Source organism: Ectobacillus polymachus (assembly GCF_048159605.1).
GTDB lineage: Bacteria > Bacillota > Bacilli > Bacillales > Bacillaceae_G > Ectobacillus > Ectobacillus polymachus.
The window spans coordinates 328069-344429 of the sequence record NZ_JBLREB010000002.1 but is presented as its reverse complement, the minus strand read 5'-3'; the positions used below and the strand labels follow the sequence as shown (position 1 = coordinate 344429).

Genomic DNA, 16361 nt, shown 5'->3' with positions numbered 1-16361 from the left:
AAGAGAGTATATTTCCTTGATATTTTGAACTTTTGCTTATGCAGTTCGGAATAATCTGTCATTTTAAGTTACAGCGAAAAGTCGAAGGGACAATTTTTTTCGACTTTCTTAAGATAATGTAGATAGTGATTCATATTTTTTTTACGTAATAGAAGCGTATGTATCAAAGAAATTAGTAACTTTTGATAAGTGGAACTCCACCATTTGTGAAGTTCCGCTTATCAAAAAGACCTTGAAATAGAACCGTCATAAATTTATTTTTTGATACGAGTACCAATTTTTCCAGCTAAGGCTTCATCTAGATTGTCAAGTGAAGTAATCAACGCAGTCCCATTTGGATTTTCATCCAAAAAGTTTAAGCAAGCCTCAATTTTAGGCAGCATACTCCCTTTAGAAAATTGATTTTCCTTGATATATTCTTTTAATTGCTGAGTATTGGTTTCTGTTAATGCTAATTGATTTTCTTTTCCATAGTTCACATAGACATAATCAACAGCGGTTAGAATGATCAATTGATCTGCAGCAATTTTTCCAGCCAATAGTGCACTTGATTTATCCTTGTCAATAACTGCTGGAACTCCTATATAGTTACCATGATCATTCACAACAGGCACACCACCACCGCCACTTGCAATCACTAAAGTATTAGCTTCAATTAGTTGGTTAATACTTTTAAACTCTACGATCTCTTTAGGTGAAGGTGAAGCAACAACTCTCCGGTAACCACGACCAGCATCTTCAACAAAAACGTAGCCTTTTTCTTTCGCAATTTTTTCTGCAGTTGTTTTGTCATAAAATGATCCGATTGGCTTAGTAGGATTGGAAAAGGCTGAATCATTTGGATCAACCTCGACTTGAGTAACCAAGGTAACTACTTCTTTAGTCATATTATTTTTGTGTAATTCGTTTTGCAAACTTTGTTGCAACTGATAGCCAATGTAACTTTGACTCATCGCCCCACATTCTGGAAACGGAAAAGCTGGAGATTGACCGTGCTCAGCTGCATAGTTCATCCCTAGATTGATGGTACCTACTTGAGGGCCATTACCGTGACTGATAACCACTTGGTGGCCTTTAGAAATCAATCCTACAAGAGAAGCTGCCGTTTGTTGAACTAGCTTTAATTGTTCTTCAGGAGAATTTCCTAGTGCATTTCCACCTAAAGCAACTACAATCTTAGACATATGGTTTCCTCCTTAGTCACCTAATGTTGCAACCATTACAGCTTTAATAGTATGCATCCGATTTTCCGCTTCTTGGAAAACAACTGAAGAAGCGCTTTCAAATACTTCGTCACTAACTTCCATTTCTTTCAATCCATATTTTTCAAAAATTTCTTTCCCAACTTTGGTTTCTAAATCATGGAAAGATGGTAAGCAATGTTCAAAAATTACATTAGGGTTTTGTGTTTTATCCATCATTTCTTTGGTAACACGATAAGGTTCTAGTAATTTGATTCGTTCTTTCCAAACTTCATCTGGTTCCCCCATGGATACCCAAACATCTGTATAGATCACATCAGAATGCAGTACACCTTCATCAATGTCATCTGTGACTAAAATGGAGCCTCCAGTCGTAGCTGCAATTTTTTTACATTTATTTAATAATTCATCAGTTGGATTTAATTCACTTGGACAAACCAAATGGAATGTCATACCCATGATTGAAGCACCAATCATCAATGCATTTGCTACGTTGTTACGTCCGTCACCTACATATGTAAAGTGAATTTGATTATAAGGCTTCTTCAAGCATTCTTTAGCAGTTAAGAAGTCTGCCAATACTTGTGTAGGGTGATCTTCATCAGTTAAGCCATTCCATACTGGAACGCCAGAATATTCAGCTAAAGTTTCTACTGTTCGTTGCGAGAATCCGCGATATTCGATACCATCAAACATTCCCCCAAGCACTCGTGCAGTATCTTTGGCGCTTTCCTTCTTACCCATTTGGCTTCCAGTAGGACCTAAATAGGTGACATGTGCACCTTGATCATAGGCTGCCACTTCAAAAGCACAACGAGTACGTGTGGAATCCTTTTCAAAAAGCAACGCGATATTCTTACCACTTAATTTCTTTTGTTCAGTACCTGCATATTTAGCTCTTTTTAGATCTTCAGATAGGTTCAACAAAAATTCCATTTCTTTTGGTGAAAAATCCAGTAGTGTCAAAAAGCTTCGATTTCGTAAATTTTTCATTGTTTGTTCCTCCTTCAAAGTCTATTAAGTTCTATAATCAAAGTATATCTTGAAGCTTCAAATAGCTTCAAAAAGCTTCGACAAGTATCTTTGGAGGATTTTTTATGTCGTTTTTTTCTCGCAACATTAATCAAGATAGAATCAAGAGAATAAGCATTGCTGCAACTTGTATCGCATTAGCGGCACAAGTTAATATGACGATTTTTGTGGATGGCTTCATTTTGACCCTGTCCGTCATCTTATTACCCGTTTTTTTATATTTTAATGATGATCTAAATCCAATACCATTAACAATTGGAATTGCAATTGCTTCACCTTTTTTCCGAGGGCTTCTGCTTTTTATAACCAATAATGATGCTATCGCAACAATTGCTCAGTATATATTTACCGATATTGCTTTTTATCTTTGTTACGGATGTGTGTATTATTTTTTATACTGGCATCGCACCTATCGCAATGATAGTTCCTTCTTTTTTACCATTTTGCTGTGTGATTATATCGCTAATATCTTAGAAGTTAGTCTGCTGTTACATTTTTCAAATTATAGTCTACGTTTATTTACAATATTGTTTTTAGTAGCGTTGTTACGCACTATTATCAGCTGCTTTATTGCATTTTTGTATCATTACTTTACGCTTATGATTAGAAAAAAAAGTCATGAGCAGCGGTATTATCACTTTTTGTGGTCAGTTTCAGCAGTTAAAAGTGAAGTATATTTTATGAATAAAAACATTAACGAAATCGAAAGAATCATGAAGAATGCCTATTTGCTCAACAAAGAGCTTTCTAATGAAAACCCTTCCAGCAAAAATGGGGGTATTGCGTTAGATATTGCTAGAGACGTACATGATGTAAAAAAAGATTATCAAAATGTTATCAAAGGATTGGGGAGTTATTTTGAAGTAGAAGATGCCCCATTTATGCGTTTAAGTGAAATACTAAAAATCGTCTTGATGCATTCACGCAGTCTTATTAGGGAAAGAAAATTGGATATTTTGATTACGGTCAAGGACCAAATTGATCTACAAATAAATAATCATTACTACTTAGTTTCAATCTTGTCGAATATTATTTCAAATAGCATTGATGCAATAGGAAAACAACATGGAGGTTCAATAACAGTAATTGTCACAGATCAGGGAGAGCAGTTGCTAATAAGTGTTTCTGACAACGGTCCTGGTATTCCTTCAAAGATCAAAGATATGATCTTTCAACCGGGTTTTTCTACTAAATTTAATCAATATACTGGAGATATTTATCGAGGGATTGGCTTGTCGCACGTTAAAATTATTATGGCAGAACAATTCGGAGGCAATATAAAAGCTGTTTCTGAAGAAGGAAAAGGAACGACCTTCTTTTTAACATTTAACAAAGAAAAACTAACTATAGGGGAACAATCATGAATTTTTATATTATTGATGATGATTTATCAATTATTATGATCTTGCAAAGAATCGTGGAAGAAGACATGAACAATCAGGTAGTTGGAACATCGGTATCGCCTAAAAAGGCCTTAAATGAACTGATGTTACTGAATGTTGATATTGTATTAGTAGATTTGTTAATGCCCGAACTAAATGGTATTGCATTAGTTGAAACACTTTGCAAGGCTAAACCTGAGTTGAAATTTATTATGATTTCACAAGTACGAGATAGTGAATTGAGAGAAGATGCTTATAAAGCTGGCATCGAATTTTTTCTCGATAAACCAATCAATATTATTGAAGTTCGAACAATCGTTAATCGGGTAAAGCAAAGCATTTTGATGGAACAAAAACTGAAAAATATTCAAAATTTATTAGGGACTCCTTCAGATAGCTATTCAAGTGTAAACTCAGATCATTTTAATGAAATGAAAAAAAAGGTGCGATCTATTTTAGGGTTTTTAGGAATAACTTCTGAAGCAGGTTATGCAGATATATTAAATATTAGTCAGATAATGATCGAGCAAAATATTTCCTTTAGCTGTATCAACTTTAATCAACAATTTGCTTTAGATTCTCATGAGAAGAAAATTATCTTCCAGCGTATTAGACGAGCTATAAAAAAGGGCATGATAAATATCGCCAATTTATGCCAAGATGATTTTGAAAATGAATTAACTATCGAGTATACGAACACTCTTTTTGGTTATAAAAATATCCACAAAGAAATTCTCTTCTTACAAGGAAAATCATCAACTGGAGGTCAAGTATCTTTGAAGCAATTTTTTGATGGATTAGTAATGCAAGCCAATAATTAATTGCCTTTTTAGAGGGTTCCGGTCCATAGCCATCAAGCAAAGAAATCAAGTCCCCCTAATTTCGGTATTTTATAACAGGAACAAAATACACCTACTCATAAGATAATATATCGCTCCCACAGGAGGCTCAAAAAAAGGTTATAGTTTATGGTGAGAACAGCGCTCTCCATCCCTGATTGTTCAACAAACGGACCACTAGTACTGGATCCATTGTAAAATATAAGTACTTTCATTTTCAGTATTAATGCAAATAGAGGAGTTTTCCATGAAAGAATATTTTACTATTGGAACAGTTTGAAAGATTAAACTCAATAAAATATTTGAGGGCTCTAAATGTACCAATAAGTGAGATTATAGATTTTTTTAACTATCGGGACATTGATACTCTTGTTGAGATCTTAAAAAAGCAACAGGATGAAGTTGCCAAAAAAAAGAGGGAATTGGAGATAATTGAAACTAAAATCTCACGCCGTTTATTACAAATTGAAGATGCCGTCAGTACAACTCTAGATAAAATATCGGAAATAAAACTTCCTGAAATGTGTGTAGCATATTTACGGCACGAATATGTGCTAGGAGAAGATATTGAATTACCCATAACAGTCTTCTGAATGAAGTAACTATTGTAGGAGGTATATTAATTTTAGCGTCAGGCTTAAGTATTTTGGGGATTAAGAAATGTAATACTATGAACCTCCCACCACTTAGCTTCGCTTGAAGTGGGGGTTTCTTATCTTTCAAAACCATTGCTTTCTCCTTTCTTCATTAGAAGAAAAGCTACCTTTGGTAGTAGAAATCATGATTTCTATAATAAGCAACCTATCCAAGATAGGGGTGGGTTCGCACCATCTACTACTTGTGGCTTACGCTACTCGTAGATACATGGGATTTTTGTCACACGTTATTGGCATAAACATGCCAAATAAAGCATCTGTGAGAATGTTCCCTGCACTATGCACATCACGATGTTCGTTGTAACCGCAGATACATTGATAATGACGACCTTTTGGCTTTTGGAGTCGCTTGCAAACAGGACATGTTTGCGTAGTAAAGGCTTCGTTGCGGAGGACAACCTGGATCCCTTTCGCTTCTGCTTTGTATTTTACATACTTTACTTGTTGTCCGACATTCCAATTAGACAGTTTTTGACGATTGCCTTTATTCGCTTTCTTTTTTTGTTTGGTCTTTTTGCTAACGTTACGGACATCGCCCACATAAAGAGTATGAACCGATTGTTCTACACACCAGTCGATCAAGTGCTTTGTGTTTTTATGGGTAGCATCCCGCAATTGCGCTTCACTTTTAGAGAGAATATACTGTTTGGCTCGGTTGTATTTTTTCCATTGACGAGAACCCTTTTTGCAATGACTCATAAGACGTTGCAATTCCTTTAACTTCTGATTGCGAAAACGGTGAATGCTTCGTAATTTTCTGCCTGAAAGTATGACACTTTGCCCGTTTTCTGTGACACAAGCAAACGAGTGGATTTCACCCATGTCAACGCCTGCTGATTGTGTTCCAGTTGACGGAACAACGGTACTTCCATTGTCATACGTAACAGACAAATACAAGTTATGGTCAAAACATAGTTCGATTTCTTTTATATCACCAACAGGCAGATTCTTGGCATAGATGACTAAGGGCTTGACTCGTTTGCCATTTTGAATGCCTAAAGATAATTCTATCCGCCCCTTTTCATGAATCTTGAAGGCTTGATCGACCCATTTCGCATTGAAATATTTCTTTTTGCGGTAAGGGTAGCGGGATGTTTTGATTCCTTTTTGAATGGCTTTATGGGTGGAATCTCGGTTGTCTACATACTTATGGCAAACCGCTTGGACACTTTGGCTGTGCAAAGGGAATTTCCCTTTTGTCGCTTGTTGGAGTTGTGTTTTATTGATCCATTTACCAGTCACCATGTAATGCTGTTTCGCTTCTTGTAAGCAGGCATTCCAAATATCAGCCGAAATCCGGTTACACGCAAATAATTTTTGGATGATGGACTTCGAAGCAGTGAAGAAAACTTTCTTGCCACGATACATTTGTTTTCACCCCTTTCGAATACGAATATATGTTCTTATTTTATCAGTAAATATGGTAATTTGCAACAAAAAAGCCATTCATCCCCTCCTTACTTCGTTGAAGAAGGGGAATTCTGGCTAAGATTCGTTAAATCTCCTGCCATCATTATTGATTCCTCCTGTTGTATTTTTGATTATTCATTTAGCCCATTTATAATGTTTTTAAACAGACGGATGCTTTCTTTGAATAAGATTTAGCCATTGATCTTCTACAAAAACCAACTAACCTTATATTACGATTGGGCGCTTAAATGAAGAAACGGAAAAACCCAATTTCTCTATTTAATTTGCAGAGAAGTTGGGCTTTTCAATATTTTATCTCATAGCTCATTTTTCATTCCCTCTACTTATTTGGAATTTATATAGCCAGCCTGTTTTTATTAGGATTATTTTTTTATATTTACAGTTTTAAGTAAGTCCTTAAGGGTTTTACTCCGAAAACCATATAATTCTTTGATGGCTAATCCCATAGCAAGCCATAGTGTTGTACCATCCGAATTTCGTTCCATTGGACCCACTGTAGACTCGAAAAGTGGAAATAACTCACTTGTTGGTCCAAATCGAAAGCGATAATTATATTCTTGAATTGCCTTCACCATTTGAATAAAGTATTTAAACTGTTCATCTTTAAGTAGTTTTTTAGTATCGGGCTTAATTCCATATCCTTTTTCATCAAAATCATACACACAATCAAAGATAGCATTAATCATTCGTGCATCCAAATAGATTAGTCCCTGTTCATTCATTTTTATTGGCAATATCTTCATCCCCTTTCCTTACTTTTACTTAAATGTTTGAAAATATGAAAGTAAACCCAAAATGATTTCCAAAAAATCCACAAATAACTAGGGGGATTCTCGTTTCATACCTTAATTAAGATAGTAGATGTTTCTCGATTCTCTTCCAATCTTTAAATTGCAATTCACTATTTCTATTGGCTAAACCCAATTGCCCGCAATGATAGATCGGGAACAATTTAAATTGAAAGTCATTACTCTGAATGATGTGAGGTTCTTCTTGATTTACGGCTTCAGAGAATGGCATTATTTTAACCTTATAGGCCCCTTTTACTGCTCTATATGCCGATGCTCCTAAAGTTATCACAATTTCCGGTTTTATAATCTCTAACAGAGGCATAAGAAAATGGACTGCACAGTTATTAAAACAACTTTTTTTGACTTTTCCAGCTAATCCTCCTGTTTTTAGACAGAGAATTGCATTTGTAAAAAACAATTTATCTTTTTCAACTGATATTCCGATAGATTGTAGTAATTCAACTAATTTGCGATTGGTTGCAGTTTCTGGGTTACATTTTCCTTCTGATAAGAGGTAATAATTCTCATCTCCCCAATCTTGTCCAATCACTACTATTTTTGCATCAAGGTCACCTTTCCAGGTTGACCATGCCCCAATCTCGTTTGAATCATATTTTGGTTCCACCATAAATGGATTACTTAGATCATCACATTTATGACAGTTACGTCTTTGTTTAACTAATTGAGCATATTTTTCATAATCATTGTTCAATTTTTATTTTCCTTTCTAACTATTAGTACTTAATTAACCTTTTATTATCAATTTCTTATTATCAAAACCAAATTTATGTCAATAAATCAACAGAGCAGTTTTCAAGTCAACTAGGACTACTTCTATGATACAACGTGATACTCCAAGCATCAATTGACGCTGTTTCTTCAAAAGGGAGTATTATGATTATAAAGAAGTTCCAAATTATTAAGCGATATTATTTTTAGTATGCTTATTTGGTTTTCAGTTACGTGTGAATTTTGTATATAACAGACCCCGAAACTAAAAAAACTTATAATAATGGTATAAGTAATTGTGAAAAGAGATGTCATGAATGAATAAAACTTTGGTATTTTTCAATGTTCCACAAATCGAGCGCGATTGTGGAATAACACCATTACGAAATGATTAAACTTATTTCAAAGCAACACCAGTTATCTAAAATAAGCTTGAATTTGCTGTTTCATTGTCTCTTTGTTTTCAGCAAATTGCTTAAAGCGATGACCGTTGCCGCCGGACGGATGAGGAAACCCATGTAAGACAGCATCTGAGTTTATGTAGTCGTGCTCTGTAAGAAAATTTAGCGCCTTTGTCACGTTAACTCCTAACGGAATGATGAGCGCATCCTTTCCCTTTTCAAATTCTTTGGCAAAGTTTTCAATCACGTATTTTTGTAACAGCTCGGTTTTTAAAATATTAGGCGTTGAGCCGCTATAATTTTTCCCTTTATAAAAAACGGGATAAGCGATAACGGAGGTAGTCCGAACAAGGTGACTTGCCGTACTGAAAAGTTCACTTGTAGATGCTATTCCTAGGTAATTTGGTAATTGCAGTTCGTCCAGCATCTGAACCAGATTTTTTCGCATCGGCCCTTCAAAGCTAGAATTTTTCTTTACCTGGTGCAGGATTTCTTCATCCGGTACCGCTTTGTCCTTTAGGTTCATTACCGTTTCATAAGACTTTTTCATTTGATGAAGCCCTGGGGTAATGCCAACAATGACAACTTTCGCCTGCTCATTTACGTATTCAAATGGCGCATAATAAATCTCAAGCTGCTTCTTGTCATCTTTTTCAAGTAAAAACTGCGGGCTGCGTAATGCTTCTTCCTCTAACGGCGAGGGCAATGAAAAAATTTTGTTTTTATATGTATCAAATTTCGAGTATGTTGCGATTGCCATAAATGCCCCTCCCAAAAATATGAATCTACATTAACTATACACAAAAAGGTCCCATCCGGAACCTTTTTGTGTAACCTCATTAATGCACTATAGACGGATTCACTTGGGCAGTTGCATACGAGCTCATGATTTGTTGCATATCCTGCTGGGCGAGCTGCGGTACTTGATAGTAATGGTGTTTATTTTGGTAAATCGAGAGTTCATACGCCATTTCAATACAGTTTGGAACCGAATCAGCCAACACCCGGCGTACGACTGGGTTTGTCACTTCTAATGATGTCATTGTTTTCATCGATGCCAGGGATTTCACAGACCCTAACATAAGGCCTGATATGCATTCGTCTGTAATCTCCGAAACCGATCCGAGTGGTTTTTTCGGTTGGGACGGAGATAATCCGTAGATGAAGTCATTGTTTTGTTTCATCATGTAGGCTTGTGTTGCTTTTGCAGGATCCTTCCCTGTCTGAAAACTTTCAACTGTTGCGTTGTACTCATCTTGGATCCAGTTGTACTGGCGATCTAGAATATCACGTAATTCTGGATCCTTTACATGTGGGCGCAATAATACATATTGATTCATCGTACCAATTGCTCCTGATAACACTTCATGTACATCAAACATTTCGTGCCCGCCGTGATTCATTTGTTGAGGGACAGTACCTGTGTGCATATTTTGGTGCATTTGATTTTCATTTTGCATCATCTTGAAAAGCTCCTCCTCATCTATTCGTAGTCTTCCTGACAATTTTATTATTTATAAAAAAGCATTCTTTATTCAGTTCTTTTCAACTCTTGGTTTTGTCGGATCACATTGTGGATGATAGGTTCCAGCCGACTGTGCAAGTTTTAACAAATAATAGCATTCCTCTCTTGCCATATGATCCGCCATTAACGCTGAGAAGGTTCCTAGTACTTCATCCGATAGATCTAATTCTTCTATTTCATACAAGAATGCTGAAAATAGCTCCATCTCCAAAGCTACATCTTGGTTCATTTTCGTCAAGGCAGGAAAGGTTAGAAGCTGTGTTCGTAAATATCCCGTTAGCTCAACTGCCTTTATATAAAATTGTTCGAAATGCTTTACATACCTTTCACTCTTTTCTTTCAGACGTTTTTCCACAGCATCAAGTTGAGTGGAAATCGCTTCTGCATGCCCTGCAGCATCCAGTAACCAAACGAGATGATAATGCAGTTCATGAAAGATTGGTGCTACTTCATTTTTCTTTAAGTACTCTAACACCTGAATGTACTCATCCACTTCATTTACCATATGATTGAGGAAGGTGGGAGAAAGATGAATGGAAATTCTGCCTGTTAAACTTCTCGTTAATAAATGTAATTTGAAATTGCGGATTGACGTTGCTTGTTCGAACGCCTCTAACGTTAATTTACTAGTATCCATGACTCCTACTTGTGAAAGAAGTTGATCAAATTTTTGCTTAAAATAACGAGCTTTCTCAATTTCTTCTGTTTCCTTCTCAGCTAATGAATCCAAAATAAACCGCGCATGATCACCAAGAATCTGTAACCAAAACTTATGTTCAAATTCCGCACTTTCTTCGAATGTTACATTCACGTTCCGATCCCCTCTCCTTAAGGAATTAACATCCTATATATATGAGGCAGGAGCATACTTTATTTAATTGTTAAATGGGAGTCGTCCTTTGACTCACCAGCCGCACTCACACCTAAAAACAAGGGAAAGACAATTGATAATTAAACATTACTAGGTTGAGAGAAGCACAAAAAATTAATCTAAACAAAATATGACTTTTTATTAAAATTGATAGTTTAGAAATTCCTATTAATGTATAATTGGTAATATAATACATTAATAGGGGTGCATATGATGGCATGTAATTATTGTACTGGACATGACAATGCGAGCGGTGGGACTTGCTCGCATTGCGGAGCTTGGTATTGTGGAAATTGCGCAGATAAGTCATATGGATCAGTAGCATGTCCTAATTGTGGACATAAAGGTCTGCAAGCGAGACAAACAACATGGGGAGAATACAATAAAAAATAAATGGTGAGTTAAGAATTATTAAGAAATTATACAAAAAAATAGAAAAATTTAGTTATAGAGCAGGGCTTCTCACTGCTCTCTTTTTTATGCCTTTAAAAGGTGGTAATCATCTATGAAGGTAAAAAATAGTACGAATATACAGCTGTTAACTAAAGAGTCTCAAAATAGGCTCTTTTTATTATACAAAAAAGGAGAGAAGAAAATGGATACAAGTACATTGTTTAAAAGTTTTGTTATAGCTATAGGCGAATTTACAGGATATTTCTTAGGAGGTTGGGATGTGCTATTTGTTGTACTGCTATTACTCATTGCTATTGACTATGCATCTGGCGTAATTGCGGCTTATATTTCATCGGAGCTCAAGTCAAAAGTTTGGGGTATTTCAGGAGATTGGGTCAATGTCGGAGATATGGATGGACACCAATGCTGGGTCTGTGGCAGATATGTAAGTATTCAAGCATAAAAACAAGAGCCGGCTCTTATGAGTCGGCTTCAACTAATTTTGTTATTAATTTGATGATAATCGAAATTAATAGGGATCATTCTTGATAAATAAGGGATATTTCTTTTTTTATAATCCATTATAATGAATCCCGTAATTGTATCGTCAGCATCAGCGAATCGTATAAAGATACCAGGAGCAACCTCATCATCATATGATATTCTAGGATCGCCAAAATAAACATAAAGTACATCATGAATGTGGTCATACGTAAATTTAGAATTATTCACTTCTTGTAGACTTTGGACGAACATAGACAGCACCTCCTGTTTCTCCATTTAAATTCTTCTTAGCTATTGCTGTTACAACATCACCAAAATCATCATTTGCATGATCTACCACAACTACTAGGTTCCTAACGGTACTACATCCTGGAAGCTGCGCAAAATCAATGTATTTTTGACGTGTATCATTAGGATCATCTGAATTAGGCAAAATCATACTAGGATCAGCAAGTACATCCTTAACGACATTTTCTTGATTAACTAATTCTAGTCTATGATGATCCCCACCAATTATGTGATAATTCCAAGTATTAGCTTTGAGTCTAATTTCATTTCCCAAAGGGTCATTCACCTTAAAAATGTATTCGCTTTCAGTATGATTAGTGTTTTCCATTTTCTACACTGACCATACCTTGACTAATTAATTCCTTTATTTTATTATCATCTGGTTGGTTTGGAATAGTGCCAAATAAGTCTTCATATTGTTTAACACTATTAAGTAAAACATTCGCAAAATTTTTAGCGAGCTGTGGGCTCATTATAACTGTACCGTATGTAACCTCTTGTTGTGGAGATTGTCTTTTTAATTCGATACTAATGTCATTAACTCCTACTGAAACACCGGCAAAATTACAATAAATCACAAAAGGTTCATTTTGTTTATTATCTTCCACCTTAATCTCTCCCCCCTTAAACTAACCCTGCAGTATAATATTAGCATTTTTTTGCTCCTTTTTTATACTAAGGAGCAAAATTCTACAATTTTTATTGGGATTTTCACTTTTAATTTCCAAACGTTTAGCATATACTAATCACAAATAAGAACGAGTGTTCGCGATGCGGAGGAGGAATATGCAAACGGAAAGAGGTATGAAAAAATGGGCTGCGTTTCAAGCTCTTACACCACAGTTTGAAGGGATACGTAAAATTTCACATGATCAAAAGAAAATATCTCGTCCAGTGCTAGACGAGGATAAAGTAGATAATATTACCATGAATTGGTGGACGCATATAATAAGAAATTAGATATTATCGTGACTTATTACAACGATGGATTTCTCCACAGTCATAATGGAACTATCAAAAATATCAGTACAGTTTATCGATGCGTTGAATTTACGGATAGCCGAGTAATACCGTATGCGGATATTATGGATACGAAAATTATATAGGCATATTTGATTTTACATAATCTAGGACTAATTCAACAGCGTATTCATCATTTGTAGCAGCATCATATTTCAGATGGGCATTAAACTCTTCCATACACTCCTTATCAAGTACACATATCAAATTGACTTTTTCTTTTCTGAAAAATAGCATTGAATTTTGCTACCATTCCAAAATTGTAAGGTAAATAATGCATCCCTTATAACTTGCCAGTAGATGTGCATATGTAGTGTCATTATGTAAGACTGCTTTTGCGCCGGCAGCGATAAACACGTGTTCAGCACCTTGGATTAATTGAGAGTCTCTTACGTTTCGTCCCTTGAATCACCAAATTATTACATCCTCATAATAAAAAACATGCTACACTATTTTTAAACAAACGTTTGAGTAAACGAGGTGTCACATGGTCTACATCATCAAATTTCTATACGGCTTTTTCTTGCCGCCTGGATTATTTGTCACCCTGCTCCTTCTCCTTAGCTTTTGGGCTTATCGCCGAGATCATACGATTGCCAGGATCACTGCTGCCATGGCGATACTCCTCTATGTTTTGACGATTCCTGCGACAGGCATTCTTCTTGCGCAATCGTTAGAAGGTCGGTATCAGCCGCCTCAAACAGTAAGCGGAGATGTGATTGTTATGCTAGGCGGAGGAGCAACTTCGGACACGCCTGATATCGGTGCAGAGGGGCAGCTTTCAGGTAGCGGTGCCAATCGGCTTCTTACCACCTATCGATTGTATAAAAAAACAGGGCTTCCGATTCTGCTATCCGGTGGTCAAGTATATTCCGATTCAGGTGTTGAAGCAGACATTGCCAAACGTCAGCTGATGCAATTAGGGGTGCCCGCAGAAAAAATTATTGTAGAGGACAAAAGCGTAAACACAAAGCAAAATGCGGAGTTTACGAAGGTGCTACTCGATCAGCACGGATTCAAAAAACCTGTACTCGTTGCCTCTGCACTTCAGATGGAACGTGCCGTACGCAATTTCCAGAAAATCCAAGTGCCTGTAGAGCCGTATCCTACTGATTATCAAACCAATCAGGAACTTGTCTTATACGCAAATCAATTCTCACCTAGTACAGATAGCTTAGCCTTTAAGGCGATAAAAGAATATGTAGGAATCGCTTCCCTTCTATTTTAAAAACGTTGCTATGTCAGCGTTTTTTTCATGCCAAATTCTTATATGTATTGCTGCATCATATATTCAAAAAGTAGGCTTTATCACAGTTGGAAGGGAGCATGTAAAGATGTCGCAAACAAACAGACAATCTGAAGAAATTGCCATTCCACCTACAGAAGATTTAATGAGAGAACACGGTATTTTGAAAAGACTTCTCCTCATTTATGAAGACGTAGAGAAACGATTACTTGGATATAAGTCATTTCAGCCGCATATTGTCTATCCTGTTATCCTGAAATCGGGTACCATTGCAAGGAATTTCATTGAAAATTATCATCAGGAATTAGAAGAACATTATATTTTTACGAGATTCCTTCAGGAGCAAAGCCACATTGGCTTAGTACACGTGCTGCAAGAGCAGCATACAGCTGCTAAGAAATTAACAACTCTGATCTTGCAAGCTGCAGGTCAAGGGGATCAGCATATGCAAAACAGGCAAAATATCGCTCACTTACTTTCCTTATACAAACAAATGTATGAGCCCCATGAAGCTCGCGAAGATACCGTTTTATTTCCGGCATTCCGCGAAATCGTAACCAAAGCGGAATTTCTAGCATTAGGAGAAAAGTTTGAAGAAATTGAGGAAAGTAAGTTTGGCAAAAATGGATTCGAGTCGATTCTGAAGCAAGTGGAACAATTGGAAAAAGCCCTAGGTATCTATGAATTATCACAATATACACCGCATTTTACAAAATAAACACCTGCTGACACAGGTGTTGTAATCTTCTTCGTATAATAAATCAAGGCTTTACATTCTCACAAGTGTCGATCCGAATACCTCTTCTCTTAGCGAATATCCTTGTGGATTCTGGACATGCCACTGCCAAGCTGAATACATCGCTTCCTCTAACTTATAATGCGGATGCCAGCCTAGTTCAGTTCTGATTTTTTCATAAGAGGCGGTAATCTTAACAGGCTGAATGTGATACAGTACATCCGGCTTTTCTCCTGTAATCCATTTGCATAAGGTTAGAATATTACGGAGGGAAGCTGGCTGATCGGTACCTAGATTGTAAATGGTATGTAGACTGTGATCCTCTAGCATCTGTTCGATAGTTAGAACATGTGCCCGTGCCACATCCATGACATGCAAATATTCACGAGTGTACGCGTATTCGCTTCCTAGAACAAGCCGTTCATCCTTACGATCAAGGATATGCTTGAAAAGCTTTGGAATCAGATGAACCTCGTGATGATGATCTTCGCCTAATTCCCCATTCTTAAAGGAACCAACGGCATTGTGATATCTTAGCACCACATATTGCAATCCGTGCTGCTGATGAAGCATTTCTAATCGCTCTTCTATCAGCTGAAGTGCTCGCATATGAGGCATTTGGTTAGAGAGCTGCGCTTGTTCTGTAATAGGTTCATTATATTGAAGCCCATATACATCGGTGCTTGAAGAAATGGCAACATGCATAACATCGTATTCCATCATCTTCTGCAGCAGCATATTAAAGTGATTGACTCGCTTCATATAGTGCCGCTTTACATTTAATACAGCACTTTCCTTTGGATTGCTAAAGCCCAAATGGATAACAGCATCAATACTGTAGCGAGAAAAAACGCGATCTAAATCGTGCGGGTTACCAACATCACCCCGTTCGAATACAGCACGCTTGTCCAAGCTCACATGATGACCCGTGGATAGATTATCTAATACAACAACGCGATGTCCTTGTTGGAGCAGTTCTTTAACGGTGTGGCTCCCCACATATCCGGCTCCGCCAATTACTAGTATCATAGATCTCACCTTTACCGATTTGTACCTTTCCTGAAAAGTTTATTCAATCTTTATATTATAGTACATTCTAAAGATTTTTTCCCATACAAATTGTAACGGTTTCCAAAACAATCAAATACCTGCTTCTTTGCCTGCTGTACAAGCACTTCTGCAGGCTTTTTCCTCATACAATTCTACTATTTTTTGACCAAATCTATTTAATTTCCAATTATTGCATTCATTGTATGATTATTTCCGATGTTTTGCAATAAAAATCGGCAAAATATTCTGTCTTTTGTTCTAGAAA

The 16361-nt window shown here is 36.4% G+C and carries 20 protein-coding genes and 2 pseudogenes; 10 read left to right on the top strand and 12 right to left on the bottom strand.

Going from position 1 to position 16361, the window contains the following annotated elements:
• Positions 1–254: 254 nt before the first annotated feature.
• Positions 255–1184, bottom strand: a complete 930-nt coding sequence (arcC, locus tag ACM5BR_RS12285; protein ID WP_416828226.1) for a carbamate kinase — start codon at positions 1182–1184, stop codon at positions 255–257.
• Between the two features lie 12 nt (positions 1185–1196).
• A complete protein-coding gene (argF, locus tag ACM5BR_RS12280; protein WP_416828224.1) occupies positions 1197–2195 on the bottom strand; it encodes an ornithine carbamoyltransferase in 999 nt (332 codons plus the stop codon).
• A 104-nt stretch (positions 2196–2299) separates the two neighbouring features.
• Between argF and ACM5BR_RS12275 the strand changes: the two genes are divergently transcribed.
• From ACM5BR_RS12275 to ACM5BR_RS12260, 4 genes and pseudogenes are all read left to right on the top strand, one after another.
• On the top strand, positions 2300–3598 hold the full coding sequence (locus ACM5BR_RS12275) for a sensor histidine kinase (RefSeq protein ID WP_416828223.1): 1299 nt from the start codon (positions 2300–2302) through the stop codon (positions 3596–3598).
• Positions 3595–4437: a DNA-binding domain-containing protein gene (locus ACM5BR_RS12270; protein ID WP_416828221.1), complete on the top strand. Its 843-nt coding sequence runs from the start codon at positions 3595–3597 to the stop codon at positions 4435–4437. Before ACM5BR_RS12275 ends, ACM5BR_RS12270 begins: the two co-directional genes overlap by 4 nt.
• Before the next feature lie 287 nt (positions 4438–4724).
• Positions 4725–5027 (top strand): annotated as a pseudogene (locus tag ACM5BR_RS12265) (MerR family transcriptional regulator); the annotation flags it as partial.
• 5 nt (positions 5028–5032) lie between these two features.
• Positions 5033–5155: pseudogene (locus tag ACM5BR_RS12260) on the top strand (DUF554 family protein); the annotation flags it as partial.
• A 145-nt stretch (positions 5156–5300) separates the two neighbouring features.
• Here the strand turns inward: ACM5BR_RS12260 and ACM5BR_RS12255 are convergent.
• The 6 genes from ACM5BR_RS12255 to ACM5BR_RS12230 form a co-directional block, all read right to left on the bottom strand.
• Positions 5301–6479, bottom strand: a complete 1179-nt coding sequence (locus ACM5BR_RS12255) for an RNA-guided endonuclease InsQ/TnpB family protein (RefSeq protein WP_416828220.1) — start codon at positions 6477–6479, stop codon at positions 5301–5303.
• 425 nt (positions 6480–6904) lie between these two features.
• Positions 6905–7276 carry a hypothetical protein gene (locus ACM5BR_RS12250; RefSeq protein ID WP_416828218.1) on the bottom strand — a complete coding sequence of 124 codons (372 nt, stop codon included), beginning with the start codon at positions 7274–7276 and terminating at the stop codon, positions 6905–6907.
• Positions 7277–7391: 115 nt separating this feature from the next.
• Entirely contained in the window at positions 7392–8045 is a 654-nt protein-coding gene (locus ACM5BR_RS12245) for a uracil-DNA glycosylase family protein (protein WP_416828217.1), read from the bottom strand.
• Positions 8046–8479: 434 nt separating this feature from the next.
• A complete protein-coding gene (locus ACM5BR_RS12240; RefSeq protein ID WP_416828215.1) occupies positions 8480–9223 on the bottom strand; it encodes a hypothetical protein in 744 nt (247 codons plus the stop codon).
• Between the two features lie 79 nt (positions 9224–9302).
• A complete protein-coding gene (locus tag ACM5BR_RS12235) occupies positions 9303–9926 on the bottom strand; it encodes a spore coat protein (RefSeq protein WP_416828214.1) in 624 nt (207 codons plus the stop codon).
• A 72-nt stretch (positions 9927–9998) separates the two neighbouring features.
• Positions 9999–10799 (bottom strand): DUF2935 domain-containing protein, encoded by an 801-nt coding sequence (locus tag ACM5BR_RS12230; RefSeq protein ID WP_416828213.1) that lies wholly within the window; start codon positions 10797–10799, stop codon positions 9999–10001.
• Between the two features lie 273 nt (positions 10800–11072).
• Here ACM5BR_RS12230 and ACM5BR_RS12225 point away from each other — a divergent pair, with 273 nt between their 5' ends.
• Both ACM5BR_RS12225 and ACM5BR_RS12220 read left to right on the top strand, forming a co-directional pair.
• The gene (locus tag ACM5BR_RS12225) at positions 11073–11252 is read left to right on the top strand and encodes a hypothetical protein (protein ID WP_416828212.1); all 180 of its coding nucleotides are present in this window, start codon (positions 11073–11075) and stop codon (positions 11250–11252) included.
• 112 nt (positions 11253–11364) lie between these two features.
• Positions 11365–11715: a phage holin family protein gene (locus ACM5BR_RS12220; RefSeq protein ID WP_416828211.1), complete on the top strand. Its 351-nt coding sequence runs from the start codon at positions 11365–11367 to the stop codon at positions 11713–11715.
• A 29-nt stretch (positions 11716–11744) separates the two neighbouring features.
• Here ACM5BR_RS12220 and ACM5BR_RS12215 read toward each other — a convergent pair whose 3' ends face one another.
• The 3 genes from ACM5BR_RS12215 to ACM5BR_RS12205 are packed head-to-tail and all read right to left on the bottom strand — an operon-like array spanning position 11745 to position 12652.
• A complete protein-coding gene (locus tag ACM5BR_RS12215) occupies positions 11745–12008 on the bottom strand; it encodes a DUF2283 domain-containing protein (RefSeq protein ID WP_416828210.1) in 264 nt (87 codons plus the stop codon).
• Complete coding sequence (locus tag ACM5BR_RS12210) at positions 11977–12318, bottom strand: hypothetical protein (protein WP_416828209.1); 342 nt, start codon at positions 12316–12318, stop codon at positions 11977–11979. The genes ACM5BR_RS12215 and ACM5BR_RS12210 overlap by 32 nt, the downstream gene beginning before the upstream one ends.
• A 40-nt stretch (positions 12319–12358) precedes the next feature.
• Complete coding sequence (locus tag ACM5BR_RS12205) at positions 12359–12652, bottom strand: DUF3467 domain-containing protein (protein ID WP_416828208.1); 294 nt, start codon at positions 12650–12652, stop codon at positions 12359–12361.
• A 178-nt stretch (positions 12653–12830) separates the two neighbouring features.
• Here ACM5BR_RS12205 and ACM5BR_RS12200 point away from each other — a divergent pair, with 178 nt between their 5' ends.
• The 4 genes from ACM5BR_RS12200 to ACM5BR_RS12185 all read left to right on the top strand — a co-directional run bounded on the left by ACM5BR_RS12200 (position 12831) and on the right by ACM5BR_RS12185 (position 15028).
• Positions 12831–13004 carry a YolD-like family protein gene (locus ACM5BR_RS12200; RefSeq protein WP_416828207.1) on the top strand — a complete coding sequence of 58 codons (174 nt, stop codon included), beginning with the start codon at positions 12831–12833 and terminating at the stop codon, positions 13002–13004.
• Positions 12980–13150 carry a YolD-like family protein gene (locus tag ACM5BR_RS12195; RefSeq protein WP_416828594.1) on the top strand — a complete coding sequence of 57 codons (171 nt, stop codon included), beginning with the start codon at positions 12980–12982 and terminating at the stop codon, positions 13148–13150. Before ACM5BR_RS12200 ends, ACM5BR_RS12195 begins: the two co-directional genes overlap by 25 nt.
• 401 nt (positions 13151–13551) lie before the next feature.
• Positions 13552–14292 (top strand): YdcF family protein, encoded by a 741-nt coding sequence (locus ACM5BR_RS12190; protein ID WP_416828206.1) that lies wholly within the window; start codon positions 13552–13554, stop codon positions 14290–14292.
• Positions 14293–14398: 106 nt separating this feature from the next.
• Positions 14399–15028: a hemerythrin domain-containing protein gene (locus tag ACM5BR_RS12185; protein WP_416828205.1), complete on the top strand. Its 630-nt coding sequence runs from the start codon at positions 14399–14401 to the stop codon at positions 15026–15028.
• 51 nt (positions 15029–15079) lie between these two features.
• On the opposite strand, the gene ACM5BR_RS12180 is transcribed toward ACM5BR_RS12185, so the two are convergent.
• Positions 15080–16075 (bottom strand): NAD-dependent epimerase/dehydratase family protein, encoded by a 996-nt coding sequence (locus ACM5BR_RS12180; RefSeq protein ID WP_416828204.1) that lies wholly within the window; start codon positions 16073–16075, stop codon positions 15080–15082.
• Positions 16076–16361 lie beyond the last annotated feature (286 nt).